Consider the following 326-nt stretch of genomic DNA (forward strand, 5'->3'; position numbering starts at 1 on the left):
TCCAACCTGCCTTGATTTGCGCATGGATATAGTTAACTTCGATAGTTGGCAGTTGAGTCTGCTTCCGACCACAACGACGCTTATGTCGCTGATAAGTCTGAAGATATTGGTCGATGGTTTTACCGTCATTGAGGAAACGATAAACACGATAGATGGTTTCTTGACTACGCTGAAGTAATTTAGCAGCCCGATAAGCTTTTGTAGAGGGCGGCTGTAGAATGTAGGAAATCGGCGGTTTAAAATTGTCGATTTTCCTGCATTTTTTGTATACTCACTTTATCAATCTTTTGAGGAAGTGATGAGTATGCGAAAAGACGTGTGCAGTA

1 pseudogene is annotated in these 326 nt (G+C 41.7%); it reads right to left on the reverse strand.

Annotated elements, in window-relative coordinates:
• Positions 1–202: pseudogene (locus CBG10_RS10040) on the reverse strand (IS30 family transposase); the annotation flags it as partial.
• Between the last annotated feature and the right edge of the window lie 124 nt (positions 203–326).

This window comes from Limosilactobacillus reuteri (assembly GCF_002254085.1).
Lineage (GTDB): Bacteria > Bacillota > Bacilli > Lactobacillales > Lactobacillaceae > Limosilactobacillus > Limosilactobacillus reuteri_K.